The 20,917-nt window shown below is 41.4% G+C and carries 20 protein-coding genes; 2 read left to right on the top strand and 18 right to left on the bottom strand.

Translation table 11 applies throughout. From position 1 onward, the window contains the following. Nucleotides 1-17: 17 nt before the first annotated feature. The 4 genes from ABYK33_RS01225 to ABYK33_RS01210 all read right to left on the bottom strand — a co-directional run bounded on the left by ABYK33_RS01225 (nucleotide 18) and on the right by ABYK33_RS01210 (nucleotide 4,992). Nucleotides 18-980 (bottom strand): acyl-CoA desaturase, encoded by a 963-nt coding sequence (locus ABYK33_RS01225; RefSeq protein ID WP_373031080.1) that lies wholly within the window; start codon nucleotides 978-980, stop codon nucleotides 18-20. Nucleotides 981-1,091: 111 nt separating this feature from the next. Next, entirely contained in the window at nucleotides 1,092-1,862 is a 771-nt protein-coding gene (locus ABYK33_RS01220) for a 4-(cytidine 5'-diphospho)-2-C-methyl-D-erythritol kinase (RefSeq protein WP_373031079.1), read from the bottom strand. Continuing rightward, complete coding sequence (truB, locus tag ABYK33_RS01215; protein ID WP_373031078.1) at nucleotides 1,862-2,692, bottom strand: tRNA pseudouridine(55) synthase TruB; 831 nt, start codon at nucleotides 2,690-2,692, stop codon at nucleotides 1,862-1,864. The genes ABYK33_RS01220 and truB overlap by 1 nt, the downstream gene beginning before the upstream one ends. 233 nt (nucleotides 2,693-2,925) lie before the next feature. Beyond that, entirely contained in the window at nucleotides 2,926-4,992 is a 2,067-nt protein-coding gene (locus tag ABYK33_RS01210) for an ATP-dependent helicase (protein WP_373031077.1), read from the bottom strand. 206 nt (nucleotides 4,993-5,198) lie between these two features. Between ABYK33_RS01210 and ABYK33_RS01205 the strand changes: the two genes are divergently transcribed. Then, nucleotides 5,199-6,101 carry a LysR substrate-binding domain-containing protein gene (locus ABYK33_RS01205; protein WP_373031076.1) on the top strand — a complete coding sequence of 301 codons (903 nt, stop codon included), beginning with the start codon at nucleotides 5,199-5,201 and terminating at the stop codon, nucleotides 6,099-6,101. 11 nt (nucleotides 6,102-6,112) lie between these two features. On the opposite strand, the gene ABYK33_RS01200 is transcribed toward ABYK33_RS01205, so the two are convergent. The 5 genes from ABYK33_RS01200 to yidD all read right to left on the bottom strand — a co-directional run bounded on the left by ABYK33_RS01200 (nucleotide 6,113) and on the right by yidD (nucleotide 9,557). Further along, a complete protein-coding gene (locus tag ABYK33_RS01200; protein ID WP_373031075.1) occupies nucleotides 6,113-6,574 on the bottom strand; it encodes a hypothetical protein in 462 nt (153 codons plus the stop codon). After that, entirely contained in the window at nucleotides 6,564-7,187 is a 624-nt protein-coding gene (locus ABYK33_RS01195) for an aminotransferase class IV family protein (RefSeq protein WP_373031074.1), read from the bottom strand. The genes ABYK33_RS01200 and ABYK33_RS01195 overlap by 11 nt, the downstream gene beginning before the upstream one ends. Next, nucleotides 7,187-8,107 carry a cysteine synthase A gene (gene cysK, locus ABYK33_RS01190; RefSeq protein WP_373031073.1) on the bottom strand — a complete coding sequence of 307 codons (921 nt, stop codon included), beginning with the start codon at nucleotides 8,105-8,107 and terminating at the stop codon, nucleotides 7,187-7,189. The genes ABYK33_RS01195 and cysK overlap by 1 nt, the downstream gene beginning before the upstream one ends. 99 nt (nucleotides 8,108-8,206) lie before the next feature. Then, complete coding sequence (gene pyrC, locus ABYK33_RS01185) at nucleotides 8,207-9,217, bottom strand: dihydroorotase (protein WP_373031072.1); 1,011 nt, start codon at nucleotides 9,215-9,217, stop codon at nucleotides 8,207-8,209. Next, the gene (gene yidD / locus ABYK33_RS01180; protein WP_373031071.1) at nucleotides 9,195-9,557 is read right to left on the bottom strand and encodes a membrane protein insertion efficiency factor YidD; all 363 of its coding nucleotides are present in this window, start codon (nucleotides 9,555-9,557) and stop codon (nucleotides 9,195-9,197) included. Before yidD ends, pyrC begins: the two co-directional genes overlap by 23 nt. A 62-nt stretch (nucleotides 9,558-9,619) precedes the next feature. Between yidD and ABYK33_RS01175 the strand changes: the two genes are divergently transcribed. Then, nucleotides 9,620-10,987 (top strand): hypothetical protein, encoded by a 1,368-nt coding sequence (locus ABYK33_RS01175; protein ID WP_373031070.1) that lies wholly within the window; start codon nucleotides 9,620-9,622, stop codon nucleotides 10,985-10,987. A gap of 373 nt (nucleotides 10,988-11,360) precedes the next feature. Here the strand turns inward: ABYK33_RS01175 and ABYK33_RS01170 are convergent, their stop codons facing one another. The 9 genes from ABYK33_RS01170 to ABYK33_RS01130 form a co-directional block, all read right to left on the bottom strand. Then, the gene (locus ABYK33_RS01170) at nucleotides 11,361-12,566 is read right to left on the bottom strand and encodes a carbohydrate porin (RefSeq protein ID WP_373031069.1); all 1,206 of its coding nucleotides are present in this window, start codon (nucleotides 12,564-12,566) and stop codon (nucleotides 11,361-11,363) included. 122 nt (nucleotides 12,567-12,688) lie between these two features. After that, nucleotides 12,689-12,976: a hypothetical protein gene (locus ABYK33_RS01165; RefSeq protein ID WP_373031068.1), complete on the bottom strand. Its 288-nt coding sequence runs from the start codon at nucleotides 12,974-12,976 to the stop codon at nucleotides 12,689-12,691. A gap of 2 nt (nucleotides 12,977-12,978) precedes the next feature. Beyond that, on the bottom strand, nucleotides 12,979-14,649 hold the full coding sequence (locus ABYK33_RS01160; protein ID WP_373031067.1) for a hypothetical protein: 1,671 nt from the start codon (nucleotides 14,647-14,649) through the stop codon (nucleotides 12,979-12,981). Between the two features lie 156 nt (nucleotides 14,650-14,805). Next, the gene (locus ABYK33_RS01155; protein ID WP_373031066.1) at nucleotides 14,806-15,660 is read right to left on the bottom strand and encodes a hypothetical protein; all 855 of its coding nucleotides are present in this window, start codon (nucleotides 15,658-15,660) and stop codon (nucleotides 14,806-14,808) included. Between the two features lie 159 nt (nucleotides 15,661-15,819). Continuing rightward, complete coding sequence (locus ABYK33_RS01150; protein ID WP_373031065.1) at nucleotides 15,820-17,127, bottom strand: carbohydrate porin; 1,308 nt, start codon at nucleotides 17,125-17,127, stop codon at nucleotides 15,820-15,822. A gap of 121 nt (nucleotides 17,128-17,248) precedes the next feature. Beyond that, nucleotides 17,249-18,004, bottom strand: coding sequence for an enoyl-CoA hydratase/isomerase family protein (locus ABYK33_RS01145; RefSeq protein ID WP_373031064.1), 756 nt, complete (start codon nucleotides 18,002-18,004; stop codon nucleotides 17,249-17,251). An 18-nt stretch (nucleotides 18,005-18,022) separates the two neighbouring features. Beyond that, nucleotides 18,023-19,375: a serine hydrolase domain-containing protein gene (locus ABYK33_RS01140; RefSeq protein WP_373031063.1), complete on the bottom strand. Its 1,353-nt coding sequence runs from the start codon at nucleotides 19,373-19,375 to the stop codon at nucleotides 18,023-18,025. A gap of 60 nt (nucleotides 19,376-19,435) precedes the next feature. Then, nucleotides 19,436-20,212: an enoyl-CoA hydratase-related protein gene (locus tag ABYK33_RS01135; RefSeq protein WP_373031062.1), complete on the bottom strand. Its 777-nt coding sequence runs from the start codon at nucleotides 20,210-20,212 to the stop codon at nucleotides 19,436-19,438. Between the two features lie 61 nt (nucleotides 20,213-20,273). Next, nucleotides 20,274-20,906 carry a MarC family protein gene (locus ABYK33_RS01130; RefSeq protein WP_373031061.1) on the bottom strand — a complete coding sequence of 211 codons (633 nt, stop codon included), beginning with the start codon at nucleotides 20,904-20,906 and terminating at the stop codon, nucleotides 20,274-20,276. Nucleotides 20,907-20,917: the final 11 nt, after the last annotated feature.

The following is a 20,917-nucleotide window of genomic DNA, read 5'->3' as shown; positions in this document are numbered from 1 at the left end:
TAGAAGTTGCGTAAGATTCAATACTCCTTTAACGCCTCATTTATCTGTATATATGCGATCAAAGGTGTGGTTTCAAAATAGGGTATGTTGTACTTTTTTGCAAACGCTTTTGTCATCTTTTGTACTTTCAGAAGATTAAAACGAGGTGCTTTCGGGAAGAGATGATGCTCTATCTGTGTATTGAGTCCACCGTAGAACCAGTGTACTAAAAAACCGCCTTTTAAAGAACGGCTTCCTCTCATCTGTAGTTCCATCCAAGAAAAATTTTTGGCTTCCTCTTCATGAAATGTTTCACAGCCTAAGTGATTGGTAATGAAACCAAAAGCAAGCCAAGGAGAGAGTACAAAGTTAAGTGTCAGTGCTACGATAAGAGTATCAAGTGCTCCTATCTGATAAAGCAGTGTTCCCCAGATGAGTGGCCAGTGGAGTAGCATCAGTGCAAACTCGCCCCAGAGTTTACGAGTGATCACAAATTTGTATGACTGTGCTATAAATGCGGGGAACATAAAAAACATTGCGCCCCAAAAGATGATGTGTTTGTATTTTTTGATAAAAGGTTTGTTCCCTTTGTTTGGTGTAAAAGCACCATCGAGAGCACGAATATCTGCATCTTTTTCTACGATATTACAGTAGGTGTGGTGGTTGACATTATGCTTATAGTCCCACCATGATGAGGAGTTACTTAGGATGAGTGCTGAAAAAGGATAGCTAAGCTTCTTTGAAAGAGATTTGTTTTTAAAATATTGTGTGTGCAAGATATCATGGGAAACAAATACTGAGCGTGTAAAAAGCAATGTTAAAAAGAGCCCTAAAAGTATAGGGTTCCAAAGTGCTGCAGTACCAAGTGTAGCTACCATACATACAAGTATAGCGATCATCTCCAAACTTCCTCGTACAGGTACACGTTCAAGTAGTCCGGCTTTACGTACTTGTTCTTTGAGTTCATTGAAAATATCAGGATATTGGGTGAGTTTGGACATCGTTATTTCTTTACATTAAATTTTTTTATTATAACTAGAATTGATTAATAGATTATTTTTTGAACGAATAGATACCTATTAAATTAAATAAATCGGTCAATAGGGAGCACTTTAATTTAAGCGGAAAAATGTACTTCCGCTTCCAGAAAAGAACCATCCTGCTTTACTAACTTCTTTTAACTCCGGATAGACGATAAGAGCAGCACCGTAGAGATCATTGAGTACTATAGGATCTGCAATGCGTTCCAATAAGGTTCTTGAATCCAGTTTTTCCCATCCTATGAAGGAGCATAAGCTGATGTCATTCAACAGGTGTTCTTTGAATGTTTTATAAACGACAGCAGTGTCACACCCTATGTCTGGGGTGTAGAGTTCTAATGAGAGTAGTTTTTCTTCAAAGGGCTCAACTATCTCTCCAAAGCCACTGACATTGGCTGACTGGTAGTTGTAGATGAAAAAAGGAAGGTCTGCACCGATCGTACTTCCAAGCTTTGCCAGTTCTTCGGTGCTTATCATAAGGTTACATACCTCTTTGACCAAACGCATAAAAGCAGCAGCATCTGAACTTCCACCACCCAAACCTGCTTGACTTGGTATACGCTTTGTAACGACGACTTTATGTTTGTAAAAGAAGTTGAGTATGTCTAGGTCACCAGTATAGTCGTTCAGTGCTTTGTAGGCTTTGTAAATAGTGTTTGATTCAAGCGTTATATCATCACAGCCTTCTATGGTAAACGTGTCACATTCACATGGCTCAAAGGTGATAGTGTCATAGAGGTCTTCTACTCTCATAAATCTTGAGAGCAGGGTATGATAGCCGTCTTTATGGCCGGTGATCTTTAAAAAGATGTTTACTTTGGCATGGGCTTTGATACTGTGCATTAATTTTCCTCAAATTTTGGGATACGGTTAAATCGATATTTGACCGTTTCCTCTACTATTTCGATAATAGAGAAAAAGTTTGAAGTCTCTATAAGATAGACACCATCCTCTTTTGTTTCAAAATATTCTACTGAGAGCTTTTTACCCAGTTCCACATACTCTTCATCGCCTGTATAGATATTGGTAGGAAGCGCTAAATGGGTGAATGGATCGAGTGCTTTTTCATCATCAAAATAGAACTGTCCTTCATGGATACGATGTAAGCTGGAGAGTGTACCATCTACACCCAGTTTGTCTGCAACAAGCGCACCGAGACTGCGTATATATGTACCTTCACTGACTGTAGCTTCAAAGTGTACAAAAGGATGGTTATAGTTCAGCAGTTTGATATCATAAATAGTAGAGGTGATGGTCTTGAGGTCCACTTCCAACCCTTCACGTGCGAGTTCATAGGCACGTTTACCGTTTATCTTCTTGGCACAAAATTTTGGAGGATAGTAGGTGAGTTCACCCTGTAAGGATCTTAACACTTCTTCTATCTGTTGTTCTGTAAAGGCAGATACCTCTTTAATGCTGTCTATCTTCTCTATATCAAGGCTTGGAGAGTTTGCCCCTAGCCATAGTGTAGCTTTGTAGCTTTTAGGCGTTTTATTGAGGTATTGGAATAGTTTTGTATATTGTCCTGTCGCAACAATGAGACATCCAGTGGCAAAAGGGTCAAGCGTACCTGAAAACCCTACTTTTTTCGTCCCGTATTTACGTTTCACATATCCCATATATCCGTTAGAAGAACGGAAGATAGGCTTATTGACTACAAAAAGTCGATTCACAGTTTATTTCCTTTAGCATTCACTTTTAATCACACGTAATGTGCCCTTGTCGCTTCGAACGCCCATGCACCCCACTTACGCTTTAGCGACGGGAGGTATCGGCATTTAGTGCCAGAAAATCTAGCGATTCGAGAGATACGACGATTTTTGCTTCGTTTTTCTAAAAAATGAAGGGAGAAATCCCACCACAGTTTAGATTTAGGGTAATTGAAAAAAATTACAAATATATAAGATTAAATACTTTGTACAAATGAACTAAGTATTTCTTTCTTATTCCCACCAAAGTTAATAAGAAGCTTGTACTCTTTACCGGATTTATTGGCGGCCTGAACACGTCCTATCCCAAAGATCTTGTGTTTAACCAGGTCTCCTTTTTTGAAAGCAGAACTTTTAGTGATCTTGAGACTTGTATCTTGTATAAGTCCTGCTTCTCCTAGGAAACGGCTCTTGTCTATCATCTTACGCCGGCCTTTGTAAAAACGACTGTCGACATAACAAAGTGTAAGATCTGATTTTGCTCTGGTGATCGCTACATAACCCAGACGACGCTCCTCTTCCATATTTGAACCTTCACCCAACAGAGGAAAAAACTCTTCTTCAAGACCTATGACAAAAAGGTGTTCAAATTCCAGTCCTTTAGCCGCATGTATACTCATGATAGTGATAGTATCTTCTTCAACCTGATCCTGGTCACTTTGCAGTGAGATGTCATTCAGGAACTCATCAAGTGTAAGGTCAGGGTTTTTTACCACAGCATCTCTAAAATACCCATAAAATTCATCGATATTCAAGATACGGTCAAAGCCGTCTACCATACCGGCATAATGGTCTTTAAGTTTGATGCGTTCTTCAAAGAGAGTGATAAAGTTACCAAGTTCATTTTCCAAAGCATCCTGTAGCAGTGTGATATCTTCGACAAGTTTTTCTAAAGCAGTGGCTACTTTTTTACTAATGACAGAAGGAAGTTCACCTTGTCCTGATTTTTCTATATACTGATAGAGTGACATATGCGCATCAAAAGCAGCCTTTTGCAGCTTTTCTATGGATGCTTTTCCTATACCTCTTTTGGGTTTGTTGATGATACGTATGAGAGAAAAGTCATCATGTGGATTTGAGAGAACCCTTAAGTAAGAGATGAGGTCTTTGATCTCTGCACGTTCATAAAAGCGCATACCCCCGATGAGTTTGAATCCTACACCTGCCTTCGTAAAGCCCTCTTCGAGTGAGCGTGAAAGTGCATTGATGCGGTAAAGTACAGCTATTTCATCAGGATCAGCACCTTCATCCAGCAGTTTCAGTACATCATGAGCGATAGCTTTGGCTTCCATAGATTCATCAAGTGAGTGAAGAAGTTTGACCTCTTGACCTGCACCTTTTTGTGAAGTAAGTTTTTTACCCAGACGTGTGGAATTGTGTTCTATGAGTGTATTTGCTGCCTTGAGTATAGGTTCAGTAGAACGGTAATTTGTTTCAAGTTTCACAGTTTTACATGTCTCAAAATTGTTGGCAAATTCTAAAATATTACGAATGTTTGCACCTCTCCACCCATAAATACTCTGATCATCATCACCTACAACACAGAGATTATTATGTTCAGAGGAAAGAAGTTCAAGAAGCTGGAACTGTAGTTCATTGGTGTCTTGGTACTCGTCTACCATGATGTATTGGTAGCGTTGACTTGTTTCTTTTCTCAGCGCATCATTTTCACTGAGTATTTTGTGGGTAAGCATGAGGAGGTCATCAAAATCTACGAGATTGTTCTCTTCAATGTTCGCCTGGTACTTTACATAGATATTGGCTATTTGTTTGTAGTCAGGAAGTTCCGCTTTTTCTAAAACCAGCTCAGGTGAGAGGAGTGAATTTTTGTATTTTGAGATCTCAGAAGCGATAAAAGAGATGTTTAGGTCTATCTTTAACTCTTTGGCTATAGAACGTAAAAGTCGTTTTTTATCATCACTGTCTATGATCACAAAGGCATTACTTCTACCGAGTTTTTCGATATGAAACTTTAAAAAGAGTAAGCCAAACTTATGAAAGGTACATAAAAGTGGAGGATAAGAGACTTTTGCAGGCATCAGTTTAAGGGCACGCTCTCGCATTTCCGCAGCAGCTTTATTGGTAAAAGTAAGTGTTAAAGTGTTTGCCGGGTCTATACCCACTTCACCTACAAGATAAGCGAGTCTAGTCGTAAGTGTTTTTGTCTTCCCGCTACCTGCACCAGCAAGGATAAGCATCGGTCCGTCAATATGTTCAACCGCCTCACGTTGTGATGGGTTTAATGCATTTAAAATTGTTTCCATGAAAATGATTCTGCTCCTATATAGTATTAATTATACCTTTTAATTGATTAGAAGTGCCATAAAGAAAAAAAATGGAAGTTTAATACAAAATAAAATTATTCTAATAAGAACAACTTATGTTTGATTAAGTATAATTAGATATAATGACTTAATTAACTTATATATTTATATATTTAAGAAATAGTTTAGAATTAAGGAAATAATTAATGTTAAAAGATTTTGTAAAATTAGAAACATTTTTAACTGTATCTCGTGAAAGAAGTTTTTCAAAAGCATCTGCGAAGTTAGGAATTTCTCAGCCAGCAGTAACACAGCAGATCAAATTTATTGAAAAATATCTTGCGTGTAAAGTAATCGAGCGTAAAAAGAATGGTATTAAACTTACCAATGAGGGTGAAGAGCTTTATAAGATAGCAGCGAGACTTGAAAAAGAGATACACTCTTCAGAACAAGATATACTCAAGATCATCAATAAAGAGATCACATTTAGATTAGGTGCTTCATTTACCATAGGTACATATATCATCCCTGGACAATGTCTTAATACAATTGGTGAAGCGATCAACAACAGTGTTAATTTAGATATCGATCTAAGTGACAACATTATAGAAAAACTGAAAGACAGAAAGTTAGATGTTGCGCTTATTGAATCACCTGTAATAGATCATGATCTTATTTATAGAGAGTGGCTGGAAGATGAACTTGTAGTTGTAAGTAATGTACCTATAGCCAAAATATTGAAAACAGAAGAGTTATATGATTTTGATTGGATATGTAGAGATGAAGGGTCACATACGAGAAAAGTTGTTCAAGAAGTATTTGACGAACTGGGTGTTTCTTGTAAAAACTTTAATGTCCTTTCAGAAGTAAGTAACACCACTACTGTACTCCAAACACTTAAGAAGAGTGATAGAAATCCGGATAGACCTGTAGTATCTATCTTGTCAAAATATGCTATCATGGATGAAGTGGCTAACGGTGAACTTTTTGAAGCAAGACTTAGAGGTTATACGATGTCACGTAAATTCTTTATTGTATATTCTAAAGAGAATAAACATAATGCATATGTAGATAACGTAGTAAATTTCATCTTAGCGGGTCACTGCTAAGAATTTACGCGTTATTTTTTATTCTTGAGGAGTTTTTTATTCTCAGGATTATTCAAAAGTGCTTCCATTGAAGATTTTGTGGATGCACTGCCTACTTTTTTCTCTCCTCCCACTATTACCGGCTCTGCAAGATTGATGACTATGGGAGTGTCTCCTACAAAGATCTGTTTTATAGCGAGTAATGGTACCGATACCACTGAACCAAAATTCTCACTTCCAAAACCCGCCTCAAAAGAAAAATGTTCTTCATTTAACTGAGCACTTTCGAAGGTAAAACCACTCAATATAAAGAGAACTGTATCATCAAATGATTCTTTGATCCCACTAGGTAATTCCGGGGTAAATGTGATGTGTTTCACCTCACATGCAAGTGCAAATTCCTGATTCCTGTCAAATAAATATTTAATGGTTTCAAAGATATGTGTCTGGATGAGTGTTCGATACTCAGGTGTTTGAAAAAGGTTAATGGTCATTATTTGCCCTTTTGATATTTTGTATGGTATCAATCTTTAGAATTTTAAATCCTATCATAGCATTCATTAAAGCTACTTGTGAGTAGTTTTGGAGATCTGCTTGTTTTATCTCTTTTGGTTGCAGAAATCCTTCATCGATCAATTTGGCTCTCATCGTACCTTGAAGTAGCGGCTTTTCAGGTGTGAGCCACTGTTTCCCATCAAAAAAAGCAATGTTTGAGATAGTTGTATCGGTGAGATACCCATCTTTTTCTATGATCACTTCATCTACATCCTTGTTAGATTCAAGCAGGGTATTTAGGGCATCCCTGTTGGCATATTTTAAATTGTATTCAATGTCGGAGGAGACTATTTTTAATGTCTGTATCTCTTTTGGAGTGTAGGGTATATATTCAATAGAGTGTACTTTCTTGCCATAGAGGATACGGCAACGATATAAACCAACCTTGGGCGCAACAATAATGGAAGATAAATCCAGTACATCTTTACTCTGAAAGAGTTTTTGACGGCTTTTAGTGCATCGATCTTGATGATAGCTGAGGTTGTGTACTTCTCCATCCTCTATCTTGATAGTTTCAAGTAGAAGAGGTGTGGAGGTATTTTCCTGTGACATTAACTGTCAAAGAGTTCCGTAGAAAGATAACGTTCAGCAGTATCACAGAGTATGGTTACGATGGTTTTACCTTTATTTTCCGGCCTGCTTGCTATAGTATAGGCTGCATGCAGGTTTGCACCTGCTGAAATACCAATAAGTAAACCCTCTTCTCTGGCAATTTTTTGAGCCATTGCAAAAGAAGCTTCATTGCTTACTGCAATCACTTCACCATAAATTTCTGTGTTGAGTATTTCAGGGACAAACCCTGCACCGATCCCCTGAATCTTATGGGGTCCTGCTTTTCCGCCTTCAAGGACAGGAGAATCAGAAGGTTCAACTGCAATGATCTGAAGTGAAGGTATCTTAGCTTTGAGGATCTCTCCCGTACCTGTCAGGGTTCCACCTGTTCCTACTGCAGCTACAAAGATGTCTAGATCACCATGGGTGTCTTTAAGTATCTCAGGGGCTGTTGTTTTACGGTGGATGTCTGGGTTATTTAGATTGTTAAATTGCTGAAGTACTTTTGCATTGTCCAGTTCTTTTTCCAATGCGGATGCTTTGGAGATAGCCCCGCCCATACCTTCTGAAGCAGGTGTGAGTACGAGCTCTGCACCTAAATGTATAAGAATTTTACGACGTTCTATACTCATAGACTCAGGCATCGTCAAAATGAGTTTGAGACCTTTTGCTGCACAGATAGCAGCAAGGCCTATACCAGTATTTCCGCTTGTAGGTTCAATGATCGTTGTATTTTGATCAATATCTCCTGACTTTAATGCTTCATTTATCATGTTAAAAGCAATTCTGTCTTTCACAGATGAAGTAGGATTCATAAATTCACATTTACCTAATATAGTGGTACCTGTCTCTTGTGAAAGTGTGTTGATCTTGACTAAAGGCGTATTTCCTATAAGTTCTTCAATACTATTTGCAATCATTTACTATCCTTATTAATTTGTCTTATGTTATCTAGTTATGTTTGAGTAAGTGCTTTAAACTTATGATTTCATCAGCATATTTCAAATTTTTTTAGTCGTTTATCCATTTCTAACGTCTCTTATACTGTAGGCTAATGTTTCATCAGCATACATAGGAACCACACCATTGTAATCTGAAGGTACGGTAAACTCTCTTTTCTCAAGGGTAACGGTTTTGATCAAAGGTGAAACACCGTAGATCTTTTGCGCATTTCCTGATATAAAGGCTTGAAGATTTTCAAGTGAGGCATTTTCATTTTCAAAAAATTCAGCCAAGACCTGTAATGCTATGGGCGCAGTAAAGACACCCGCAGCACAGCCACAAGCCTCTTTGGCATGTTTTGGATGTGGCGCAGAGTCTGACCCGAACATGACTTTAGGATGTGCTTCCAGGGCTACTTTGAGTAGGGCACTTCTGTCTTCGGGACGTTTGGCTATAGGTTTACAGAAAAGATGCGGCTTAAGCATACCACCCGCCACGTCATCGAGGGTGATGATAAGGTGATGCAGGGTAATGGTCGCATAAAGATTTTCAAATCTATCTAATGCTTCGACACTCTCTTTGGTTGTGATATGTTCCATAATGATCTTGAGGTTAGGAAATGCTGTAGCCAATCTTTCATAAATACTGACAAACTCCGCTTCTCTGTCCATGACAAAACCGTTTGTTTCTCCATGCACACATAGAGGAATGTTCAATTCACTCATCGCTTCAAGTGCAGGACGCAACTCTTCTACATCAAAACCGCTTACTCCACCTTCAGAATTCGTGGTGATACCAGCAGGATAGAGTTTGATTGCTGTGATCTCATCTTTTATAGACTCTAAAAATTCTTTGGTATAAGAGGGCTTGAAAAAGAGTGTCATGTAAGGTGTAAATTTTTCATCACCTATGGCATCCATGATACGTTGTTTATAGGCAACAACTTCTTCTTTACTGCTCACTGGAGGTACAAGGTTAGGCATAACGATAGCGCCTGAAAAAGTACTTGCTGAACTTTTAGCGATATTTTCTAACATCTCTCCATCTCTGAGGTGTAAGTGCATGTCAAGTGGTGCGTTTAGTTGCATCAAAGTCCTTTAAAACATAATAGTTTGTATTGTCCGGGTTCGTACTTTGAGGTACTAACCAATAGATTACATTAATTTTGCCACAATATGCATTAAGTTTGAGTAAAGCTGTAGGTTTTGGTGGTTTGAAGTGAACCAGTGGATAGTCAATACCCCCTTTAAAAAACTGATTACAGCGTAAAATACGCAATGAACTTGCTGTAAAAGCTTTATGTGGTGCATTAAATTCAAACTGCCATTTGGCATATTCTGAACAGGTAGGGTAGTAACGGCAGGAAGCAGGTAACATTTTAGAGATATATTGGTAGCCTTTGATAGGGGCTAAAAAGAAGTTTTTCATAGCGTATTATAGTTAAAAAGGACCATAGAGTCAATTTTTTATTTTGTGATATAATCCCTGCTATGAATAATATAAAACGCAAGTTTTTAGTATCCGCAGACATCCAGCGTTGGCTTAGACAACAACGGTCAAACGTTAAGAAAACAGAACAGTTCTACACTGTTTCATATGCGGATGAGGCGAGTTACTACCATAAACTTTACCCAGATACCTATACAAAAGTCACAGTCGATAAACATGGTAATGAAAAGATCACATCTGTCAGTGAAGAGATGTATGTTTTTCATCGTAAAGAGCATTTGGGAAGGATCATCGTTAAAAACGCATATTTGGTCATGATAGATGAAAGTACATTTGTTGTTGATAAGTACTTAAAGAAGCTTGAAGGGATCTACATACTGATCGGATATTTCCAAGATGAAAAAGCACTGAGAAACTCAAAAATCATCCAGGAACTGCAACCTTTTGTTCTTAAAGAGATCGATCAAGATAACAAATACAGCGATCACTCCCTTGCATTGTATGTAAAACCTATGGAGTACAATCTACAAACATTTTTCCGAAAAATAGATGCTTTTGAATCACCCAATCTTTTTTTCTGGCAAGTACCACAACGTGTTTATATACGTGATGGTGTTTCTTTGGTACTGTACCGAAACATTCGTCTGTTAAACTACTATAAGGTGAATTTTCAGAAGAAACATTTTAGTGCAACACTGCATCGTTTACGTATTCTTTTACGACGTACAGCAACTTTACTGGAGACTTTTTCAGACCTGTTTGATCCAAAGGTACAGCATTTTTGTACCAAGTTGCTACAACGTTATTATGAAGAGACAAAGGTATTACGCTATCTTTACTTTTTAAATGAACTATGTGCCACACGTGAAGATGCCAAGTTAACACTCTACAGTGAGTTAAAAAGTCTGATAACAGAAGAAGAGAAAGCAGTGATACATATGCTTCAGTCTCAACCTTTTACACAGATGACAGATCTACTTACTAGAGAGATAGAAATACAGGAAAACCATAAATATATCTCTTTAAAAAAAGAGGTGAAAAATATAGTTAGCGAGAGTTTAAAAAGATTTGAAGTGCTTTTAGGTAATACCAAGAAGGGGTATGATGATAAAGTGCTTGAAGAGATTTATATCTCTATGGATACCCTTCAAACTTTAATAGAAGATTTTTTCCATATTATTGGGGAAAAAGAGTCACGAATTCTCGTCGAGGAACTTAACATTCTATTGAAGCCTCTACGTGAGTACAGAAATTGTAAAGAGCGTGAAGTTATACTTGACAATATTAAAGCGCAGTCTGAAACAAGAACATTAGATATATATCCTCTTTTATGCGAGCATGAAGAGGTTTTAAAAGATAAAATAGAATTTGCTTTGAAGTTATTGAGAAGTTCTAAGTTTTATGTGTAACGACGAGATATTATATTGAATCTCAAAATATAGTTTTCATTATAAAACATCCTATATAGAACATTTTATAACGTTTTCTATGGAAGGGTACATATTTATTGGCTTCAAACGTCGCTACAGCGATAAACGTTATAAAATATATAAATTTATAAGATTTTTCATTTTTAATTCAATTCTCTAAACACTACTGGTGTTCAATATTTAGTTAAATAGGTACCATCGTTTTAAGATATGCTTCTCTATGAGAAGATGTCTGATCGTATTCTTGATAGCCACTTTTTTTCAATACGTCAGCTCTGTATTGGGGACAGGCAAATCATTACGTAATTTACAGACAATGAAGTAAATAAGAAATTTGTAAGTAACTAAAAGATTAGAATGACATGCGAAGCCGAAGCTGATAGATACCTACAACGTTATCATCCGGATTAAATACCGGATCAAAAATTTGCTGGATATCCAAGGTGACAGCCAATAGCTCAGTGACTTTATAATTATAAAATGCTTCAATTGTTTTTTGTGTGTCCCGGTTTGCTGATTCTCCCCAATTGAACCCCATAGCGATTAAATCCTGCTCATTCGTCAAATAGCCCATACCGGCGCTGAAAGACTTTTGATAAAGTGCCGTGCCTTTATCATTCCATCCCCCGCGAACGAAAGTTGACCAACGGTTATTATATAGCCATGACCAGGATGCAGTCACTCCCCAGTCCTCAGGAATACCTTGGTCTTTTCTCTCATCCTGCTGCCAAAGAGTTATATGGAAGTTCTTTAGAAATTGAAGCTCTTTATTTGGAGTATAACCAAATTCGATATGTTTAAATGTCTCACCGGTTTCAAATACATCAAACTCCGGTGAACCTGGGTCTGCGTTAGCGTCGGCGATACTTGCTATGCTATAGATATTATCAGAAAACCAAAATCCTCCTGCTGCACCTAAACCTTGATTGGGGACAGCTATAGCGGGGCTGATTGAAAATGCCAGGTTCATAAATCCTGTTAACGGGTTTGCTAAAGGAAAAACATCAATAAAATCGGTTATATCAACGATCCCAAATCCTAAAGTCAATCGGTCATTCATAAAGCGCTGTTTCCAAAAAAGGTTCGTTACGATCCAACCAGCATCACTGAACTGTGCTGCATTGATTGCCAATGCACCGACATTAAACCCATAACTTTGTGGTGCTAAATTTGTAAATGCATGACGATTTTCAAATTTAAAAGTAAGCATACCGGAGTTTGTACCATCGGGATTAAGAGGCGTCCATGTTCCATAAAAGCGTATGTCATGACCCAGTGCATTGTCTTCTCCAATATCGGCATCTGATAATGAGCCTACAATTGAGTAGTCAAAACCAAGATCTAAATGATTCTCTTTTTTTAGTTTATCTTTGAATTCAAACCAAGAGGAAAAAGTATCTTTGAAATAAGTAGATCGGATATCAGGGTTTGTCAATCCATTTTTTGGTTCCAGCTCCTCGGCTACACTTCTTGGACCTTCCAATGAATCGGCAAAGAGTGGCATAGCAACAAGTAAATATGCAAGTAAACACCCTTTGAACCATAATGAAACTTTCATTTTATCTCCCCTGTAAACCTGATTTATTTTTAAGTACTGCATTACTATATATTACTCAAAACAAAGTTATTTTGAGGAGCATAACACACTGTAATACATCTGCATATTCTATACCTTAGCCGTTATTCATGAGTATGCTGAGCATGATCTGTACCGATGTACTTGTTGCCACTACTGCAACTACAAAACACTTTTCCCGGTATAAATGAGGTTTTTTTCGTATTTTGTTGCATCAAGGTAAGCTCGGATGCATCAATACCAACGCGTGTGGCAAACTGTTCAAACGTTTCAGTATTTGAAATACCTGATTTGCTCTTGACCTCTTTATCAATGGACCTATCGGTTTCCAGCGGTGCAGCAAAGAGTACACCTGCTGAAAATGCGATAGCCAATATAAGTCGTGAAAACATCTCTACTCTCCTTTGTCTTCTGCACCATGTTGTGACACACTGAATGGCCGAATAGCGTATTGACGACCCCAAGCTTCTACACTCAGTGGTTTGAAGTGACTTTTCTCTTCGATCGGGTAACGTATAGGCTGTCCGGCCCACACTTTTTGAAACTTGCTTTCATTGACAACCAGTTTACCATTCACGATCACATAAGGTATGCCTGTAGTCGGTGTTCCATTCTCTCCCAGTTTATACGTTGAGTTATCAGTGACCGTTTTGGGGTCAAAGATCGTAATGTCCGCAACCATGCCTTCTTGCATACGCCCACGGACTTTCATGGCTTCAATACCTGCATCTCCAAGATGCTTGGCAGGCCAGTAACTCATTTGTGCCAGAGAGAACATGAGTGGCACACCCTGTTCACGACTTAATTTCAGCACTTTTCCGCGTGTACCTGCAGTACGTGGGTGACCTTGATATTTAGAAGGGTCAAGGTCCCAAGAGTCCACCCCAAGACCTGAATAGATCGCATCAGAGGCGACTACCATATGTGGCATGCGCAGCCAATAAGGCAGCCAGATCTTTCGAGCGGGATTGAACACGACAACCAATCGACTAGGGTCTTTTTTTCGTGTGGCTAAAAACTCATCCTTATCCAGATATTTATCTGCAATCGGGTCATACATCACATCTTTATACTTGAGTCCGAACTTAGCAAAACCTTCAGGGTCGAAGAAAGATGATGAAATGGATGTAGAGGCTGCGGTATAAGGGTAGTACTCACTCCACACATTATATCCTTGAGCACGTGCTTTTTGAAGTTTCTCTTCATTCTCCCACCATCCGTATTCATTATTGTGACACAAGATCAGTGGCGCATTCAGGGCCATTGCATTTACCAGGATCTCGTCTGTACCATAGGGTCCTTCAGGAAGAGACGGATTACCATGAAAGCGAACGTGTGCTGAAGTTAACCGTCCGTATTTCGCAACTATCTCCTGCGATTTATACATTTCATAGGTCGTTATCCCAGGCATATAACCAATGGTTGATGACATTCCAAGCGCTCCATCCTGCAGCTCTTCATCAAAAATTTTAAGAATTTTATTCAGGTGCTCAATATCGCTGCGTGCATCCTGCCAGCCACAGACACCATCTTCACAGGCCTTAGCTCTGAGTCCACCCAGAATGGTTGGTGCATCATACCAACCCTTGAGTTTCACCTCCGGGTCGTGGATACGTAGTCTTACACCCTCCTGACTTACAGCGGTACCATAGTTAAGGGGCCATGCTCCTTTTTTTGCATCATACCACGCATTGACATTGATCGCACCAATTTCAAGATCCATTCCTGTGGTCACACCATCGAGTGCGGCAAGTTTCAAAGAGAGTCCATCAAGTGCATGAAAATGAGCATCTATAAAACCTGCCGTGACAACATGACCTTTTGCATCAATGGTCTTGGCTCCGTGTATCTCATCCGGAGTGATCTTTGCAATGATCCCGTCCTTGATCCCGACATTCAATACTTCGTTAAGCATGGTTTCAGGATCCATGACCTGACCATTGTTGATGACAAGATCATACTCTGCAGCAACTGCACTTCCTCCAAGGCTTACGAGTATCCCGACCACCATAAAGCCTGATAGACACTTTTCTTTTAGTTTTCCAGAGAATAATAAAATATTCATGATTTGAACTCCTTTTATTTGATGCACCGAGTGCAACTAATTATCTTAAAAATGTAGAAGTGAAAAACCCAACCTCTACACTAAACACTCAATCCAAGCCAACTTCATGAGACGATGAGAATCTGTAAAGTGCAGTTCCCGAATATAATTTGGCTACTAATTACCCCATGGCAACGGTACAACCGGTGCTATAGTGAATCTTATCTGCCAATCCTGTCCAAAAGCATCAGGTCTCTCTACATAGTTCCAGTATTCTATCCCAAACTTCCAAGGTGTCTTCCCGATAATAGTCGTTTTAGACACACCGGCACCAACCGGGAATGTCCATCGTTGACCGCTTACGGCCTCATGGTTATATGAGAACGTTGGTGATGCTCTGAACTGCCAACCGTCATCAAAATTGAAAACATAGAAGTATTGCCCTCCGGTGATATTGGTGCTGTAGTCATCCTCTCCGGCAACATCCCATTGATGTGTCAAGAGCAGACCAATAGCACCCCACTCTTTCACAACAGCGACGAGGGCTTCAGGCCCAAGTAACCACTGGTCTAATCCGAGCGCATCATTGGAAGCAGTAGGCAGTGTCCCTACAATTCCTCCGACGAGTACGAATCCGTTTGAAAAGGTTTTACCCACACCGGAATCAAAACTGATATCACCGAGATCAACACCGTGATTTTCATATCCGTTCAGCGTAGGAACATCCTGGGTGAAGATCAATGGAATTGCCGGGCGGAGGAAAAAGTTCAAACCGTTCTCAAGCGGATAAGGCAAGCTGGGCTGGAAGGTCATCCTAAATGCACTCTGGTCACCGGCACCCGGAAGGTCTCCTCCATAGCTGATATAGTCAAAATTGAAGTTCATTGTTCCTAGAACAGTATTTGGGTTGGCCAGTTCTGCTGCAATTTCAGATGCAGATCTTTTAGTTTCTTCTGCTGCTATCTGAGCCGTGCATAATTGAATGGCGATCGCTATCAGTCCTAAACGAATACTTTTTTTATGTTTAAACATATTTTTCTCTCCCTATTTCATTTCTTATTTCATAGTATTTCAATACAGCTGTACGAATCGCGAGAGAAAAATACTATACCTGTTTTATCTCGCATAGATAGATTACCCTCATGCCACGTTGTATACAAATAATCTGACTCTTCGATCACTATTGTAATCCTAGAATGACGCACGAACACGCAGTCCAAACAATGCAATGAAGTCTTTGTCAGGATTAAGGGCCGGGTCAACGAGCAATTGTACACTTGGTGTTACTTGGAGGTTCTCTGTAAGCTGCGCCCTGTAAAAGACTTCACCTGTCCATTGGTCATCAAGCTCTATAGGGAAGGTATCAGAATTTGGCCTACCCCAGTTAAGACCCACGCCAAGAAGGTTACCCCCTGGCTTGTCCTTGTAACCGAACCCCGTACTGACTGAGGATTCATATACTCCCCCGCCTTCATCGGCCCAGGCAGCACGCAGGAACGGAAGCCATTTCCCGTCGATGGTAGAAGAAAAAGACACGTTTACACCCCGTCCACTCGGTGCGCCAGTTTCTTTACTCTCATCAAGGTGCCAGAAGGAGATGTGTGCATTGTCAAGGAACAGATACTTACCTCCCTTGGTGATACCGATCTCAAGTGTCTTGAGGGTGTCAAAATCACTGAAAAAGTTGTCAAAACTGTCAAACATCGATGTTGGATCGGCGCTGCGGTCTAGGATCCCTGCAACCGCATAGACATTATCTGTCAAATAACCGCCGGCCATAGCACCAAACGCTGCGTCAGGCAACACGGCCATCGTATTGGATCCGACTGAGAACGCAAGATTGTCAAAGTGCGTCCATGGACTCGCCAATCCATATAGGTTAAAATACTCTTTTACATCCAGGAAACCTGCGCGGGCAACAACTTTGTTATCGGCAAAATTCTGTTTCCAGTAGAGTGTGGTCCAGCGGAATCCCTGATCGCTGAAAACCGGTGCAGGGGTTCCGGCATAACCGACCTCAAAACCAAATGCCACAGGTGCAACATCTGTGTAGGAATGTCGATCCTCGAACTTGAATACAAGACTCCCGGTATTTAGTTCACCTCGGTTATACAAATCCCAGTTACCGAAGAACCGTGCGATCCCTGATGCCGCTGTGTCATCTCCAGGACTGCTGCTCGCCGCAAATCCGATAGCAGTATAATCCGCACCAAAGTTAAAGCCTGTTTCCTCTTTTATACCTGTCTTCCAAGCCGTCCATTCTTCCAGAAAGTTCTTATCAAAAACATCCTGTTTTTCTTGTTGATCTCTCTGCAAGATTCCAGTAACTGAATCTGGACCATGCATAGGGTCCACATCGAGTTCGCTCCATGATGAATCTTTAGCAGATGCCGTTGTCATGCCCTCATTTTCATCCGCGGCATATACGGTTTGCGGAGAAAGAAGGAATGGCATCAGTGTTAATACCGCGGCCGGGACCATAAGTCGGTTCTTTGTCATGATAAAATTTACCTCTATTAAATATAATTGAAATGATCATCTCTTCTCATTTCAGATCGCTGGTCAAGTCTCCTCCAAGGCTCAAGCCCTTATAGTGTGATAAAGCCTTGAGAAGCAATGACTATTTAGCCTTCCAGTTTGGAGCACGCTTTTCTGCAAAAGCGAGGGCACCTTCTTTCGAATCTTCAGTCTGCATGAGCCATTGGAAATACTCGTTTTCGAGTTCAACTGCTTTAGGCAGCGGCATATCAAGACCCTTCATGACAACACTTTTCATCTTCTGTACCGCAAGCGGAGCACTCTTGATGATCTCAGAAGCGATCTGTTCACACTTTTCGATCAACTGATCCCCTGGGACGACATGATTGACCAGGCCTAAACGATAAGCTTCCTGTGCATCGATACGGTTACCCGTGTAGAGCAACTCAAGCGCGTTACCTAACGGGATCACGCGTGGAAGACGCTGCGTTCCATGACCACCGGGAATCCAACCCAGACGGATCTCTCCAAAACCATAATGGGCATCTTCAGCAGACACACGGATATCAGCACCCAATGCCTGCTCCAGACCGCCGCCATTACAGTGACCATGGATGGCTGCGATCACCGGCTTTGTCAAGGTCAGCAAACGTGGATATAGGCGATCCACAAAGCCTTCTGCATCTGGAGATTTTACCCATTTGACATCGGTACCCACACAAAATGAAGACCCCTCGCCACTGATGATCCCTACCCTTAAAGTAGGGTCATTTTCCAGATCATCCCAAGCATCGGCGATAGCATTGTATGTGTCACCATCACAAGCATTCAAAACTTCGGGACGGTTGATCCTAACGTGGACAATGCCCCCTGATTTTTCTACGATAACTTTTTCCATGATTTTTCCTTTTTTAATTTATTTAGCTTTTGGTGTTGCTTTTTTATCATCAAAGAGACCGGAAGTCGCAATCGCACGTGCGAAACGGTGACCTGAGTGGTCAAACTGGCTCACATTAAAGTAAACAATCACAAGATCCCGTGATGGCGATACATAAAGGCCTTGTGTCATCAAGCCCCCTTTCCAAATATCTCCATCGGGCCAGACAATGTCCCACTGACGGCTGTTAGCAATAAAATCGTTCGAACCGAGATAGTCGGCAAATACCGGACCGTCGAACCCGGCCATCATAAACTCATGGGAGCGTACTTCATTATGAATGCGATCCATGATCTCGTCCGAGACAACCTGTTCAACAGCGATCTTGTTCCAACTCGGCGTGTAGAGCATACCAAATCGGGCGAAGTCCCTTAGATTACTCGATACCAGTCCGTGTGCTGCTACAATCCCGTCCGGCGTCATGTGCAGTTGCAGTGCCCCTTCGGCACCAACTTTGGACCAGACACGGCGATCAAAGATCTGATGCCAGCGCTCACCTTCCACCTCTTCTGCCAGAATCACCAGCATTTGCGTAAGTCCTGAGGCATAATGAAAAGCCTTACCTGGCTCTTCTCTCTTAGGTGTGCTCCTTAGTACATCTCGCAGTTTTTCAACGCCACGGGTTTCATTCGGAAAACCAAACTCAGATTCATACACCCGACGCGCAACATTGTTGGGGTCAAGGCGGGATTCGGATGTGTCCTCAAGGTCCATGCCGGTGGCCATATCCATGACATCACGCGTGGTGACTCCATCCCATGGAGTTCCCTTGAAGTCAGGCAGATACTTGGTGATCGGCGCATTCTGATCGATCTTTCCTTCACTGATCAGTTGATCGATCACAAGGCTGGCTATCGGTTTGGCACAGGACATCCAGACATGGTGGTCTTCGGCTCTCATACGCGGATACTTCTCATAAACAATGTTACCTTTATGTACGACAAGAAATCCTTGGGCAGTGGGAGACTTCTCCATGAAGTCATCCAGGGAAATTGGTCCTTTAAGCTTGCTTTCGGACGTCATTTCAACTTTTACTTTTCCGACTTCCGGCATCGGCTTGCTTCCAAGCGGCATAACACCCTGTCGTGACGGGAGGATAGCCGTCGGAAAGAATTCAGATACGCGCATGTTGAAATATGCAGAAGGATCGCCACCTCTGAACAGCTCATTGTAATTGGCAGCGCGCGTCTCTTTTTCAAGCTCCATCGGGAATCCGTCTTTGAACTCTATCAGAGGCGTCGGTTCTGCGGCAGTAATCGGCGTCGCAGAAAGCATCACAGCAGCCAGAAGATACTGGCAGGACCTCTTAACTTGGTGGGTATTCATTTTCATGTTCATCTCCTTTTTTGTAAGTGGTGTATTCAGGTTCCTGGCGAATCGCCTTTGAACATCTTAATATTTGGTGTACTTTGGTTTGCGTTTTTCGGCAAAGGCGGCCATGCCTTCTTTCTGATCTGGTGTACTGAAGAGCCCGTGGAATAAACGACGTGCGACTTTCAGTGCAGGAATCAGTGGTGCTTCTGCTTGCTGATTGACAGATTCTTTACCTGCAAGGACGGCCAGTCTCGGATTATTTGCAATGACCGTAGCAATCTCGATCGCTTTATCCAAGTGCTTGCCATCTTCTACGACCTTAGTGATCATACCTATGCGCTCAGCTTCTTCGGCACTGATCGGTTTTCCGGTCAGCACGTAATACATCGCTTTGGCCTTTCCCACGGCAGATGCTAATCGTGCAGGCCCGCCGCCGCCGGGGATAACCCCCAAAGTCACCTCGGTGAGTCCAAACTGTGCAGTCGAATCGGCAATGATGATATCACACATCAGCGATATTTCCGTACCGCCTCCAAATGCAAACCCTCTCACTGCTGCGATGACCGGCTTGCGTAATTCAGCAACCTTGTCCATGTAGGCTGCCAGATCCGTACGGTAAGCACTCTCAAAATCCTGCGAAGCTATCCACTTCAGGTCGGCACCGGCACAAAAGGCTTTGTCACCGCCTGCAAGGATCATGCAGCCGATACTGTCATCGGCGTCAAATTCCATCAAGGCATCTGCGACTTCGGTTTCGACCTGCTCGTTCAGGGCATTCAACGCCTCGGGGCGATTAAAGGTTACGATCCCGATGTTTCCTCTGCGTTCCGTTTTCATATATTTATATTGATTCATTCTTTTCCTTTATTAAATGGTGAAGATCAGATCCAAGTGCCTGCTTATCACCTATGCCCGTTTATGGATTTGGTATAAGACCCAATCCGTCAAAGCCAGAAATCATTAACTGTACTGCCAGTGCACAGAGCAGCAAGCCGACAATGCGCATTACAACCTTGAGAAACGCCGGCGAAATCTTTGCAAAGATGCGCTCTGCGCCCAACAGAATCCCGAGGTTAATGGCCATGATTATCAGTATGAGCCCGACGAGAATCCCGACCTCGGTGATCGCTTCTATCGTCATACCCTGATGAAGCGTTGCCTCAATGGCCACAATGGCCACAAGGCCTTGTGGCGAGGCCATCAGCGGCACCGCCATCGGGAAAGCGGCTATATCCATTGATGGCGTAGGCAGCGGCGCGTCTGCGGACGTCTCTTTCTCTTCCGAGATGACCATATTGAGTGCAAACACGAACAGGATGGCACCACCGGCGATCAAAAAGGCTTCAACAGTAATCTTCAAACCGGAGAGAATAGCGGCCCCGGCCAGTGCAAATAAGATACAAACCACAGTTGTGATCAGTACTGCACGGAAAGCGATAGCACGCTTCAAGGCAGCATCAGCACCCTTGGTCATAGCCAGACTGACAATCGCAGCCTTCATTGCATTGGTGGTCGCGAACAGAAGAACAAAACTTTCTACCCAACCCATTGATATACCTC

It is taken from the genome of Sulfurovum sp., from assembly GCF_041562805.1.
In the GTDB taxonomy this organism is placed as follows: domain Bacteria; phylum Campylobacterota; class Campylobacteria; order Campylobacterales; family Sulfurovaceae; genus Sulfurovum.
Note: the sequence above shows the minus strand (reverse complement) of the source record. Positions and strands in the feature narration are given on the sequence as shown.